The sequence below is a fragment of the Pseudotamlana agarivorans genome (assembly GCF_001642835.1).
Taxonomy (GTDB): Bacteria; Bacteroidota; Bacteroidia; order Flavobacteriales; family Flavobacteriaceae; genus Pseudotamlana; species Pseudotamlana agarivorans.
In genome coordinates, this window is the sequence record NZ_LXEI01000035.1 from 1 (window position 1) to 1,577 (window position 1,577).

At 36.0% G+C, this 1,577-nt stretch carries 1 protein-coding gene; it reads left to right on the top strand.

The annotated features are described in order from the left end of the window. Positions 1 to 1,577, top strand: a 1,577-nt coding sequence (locus tag A6I66_RS16200; RefSeq protein ID WP_067151892.1) for a TraG/VirB4 family ATPase, incomplete at both ends; no start/stop codon positions are given.

Here is a 1,577-nt window from a genome sequence, read left to right on the forward strand (position 1 = left end):
GGCCAATCTTCCTGAAATATACAGTTTGTCTGAAAAGGATTTTGAAGACCTTCATGGAACCTGGTTTCAGGCTTTTAAATCATTGCCTGTAAGCACGGTCATACATAAACAAGATATTTATGAGAAGGCAGAGTATGATGGTTCGGCACTACCAAATGAAAGCTTTTTAGAAAAAGCCACAGCAGATTATTTCAATGGCCGTCAATACCTCAAACATGCATCCTATTTGTTTTTTGTGTTGCCATTGGGAGGCTCACTCAACGCAGCTAAGTTTACCAATCCATTTCGGAAGATCGAAAAAGGCATCCATAAGCCCTTGGATCACACAGTAAAAGCATTCATCAATGCGGTAAATGATGCTGTTTCCTATATAAATAACAGCCGTAAACTGACTTTAATGCCTTTAGGTGAAAATGAAATTTTTTCACTAACAAACACGTATTTCAATGGCTTTAATACCGATTTTGATACCGATATTCAGCTTAATAAATCCGATATTTCTGTAGGGGAACATCATTTTGATGTACTGGCCGTAAACAGTGAGCGCTGTTTTGGAGATGTCGTACAAAGTAGTAAAACCAACGAAAAATTCACATCCGATGATTACACCTTTCATCAAGGATTTATAGACGGTCTGGGACTTAGTATCCATGAAAACCATATGGTGAATCAAATCATTTACCTAGATGATAAGCACAAATGGCAAAAGCATCTCGATAAAAAAATCGAAGAACTCAAGAAGAGTTCGAATTTTGGAACGCAGAATAAGGTCATCTTAAAAAAGATTGAAGCCATTACAGCAATTATTAATGAGGATGATAGTTCTCGAATAATTCGAGGGCATTTGAATATTATATTTTGGACGGATCAAGTCAAAGATTTAAATCGAATAGCTTCTAAAATAAAGGCCGAATTTAAAGAATTGGATATTTTGCCTTATTACCCTAAAGGCGAAGAGCGCAAGCATTATTTCCTGAACTCGTATTGTTGTTTTTCTTCTAATTTTTCGAATGAAGATGTCTATGTAACCGATTTAAAACACGCTCTGTGTTTATATATCAATAACAGCAATTACAAAACAGATGCCACTGGTATTATTTTTAATGACAGGCAGCATAATATACCCGTTCTAAAAGATGTTTGGGATGAGGGTAAAAAACGTATTAAGGCAAGGAATTTTGCCATTTTTGCCCCCACAGGAGAAGGTAAGTCCTTTTTAGCCAATAATATTTTACGTCAGTATTTTGAATCTGGTGTCAGATTAGTGGTCATTGATTTAGGAGGTTCCTATTCCAAGTTTGCAAAACTTTACCCTGATGATCATATTATTTTACGCTATGAGCAAGGAAAGAATTTAGGGATTAATCCTTTCTATAGAGCTTCAGATAAAGCACTAACCCCCGAACATTTGGAGGATTTAGGTATCTTTATTTTAGAACTACTGGCCCTAGGTAAAGACACCACAAAAGCAGAAGAAGTTGCTATAAAGAAAGTGCTAAAATACTATTACCAGACGGTTCACTCTAAACATTCCTTAGCCAGCTTATATCAGTTTGTAGATGATAAGAAAGACACGC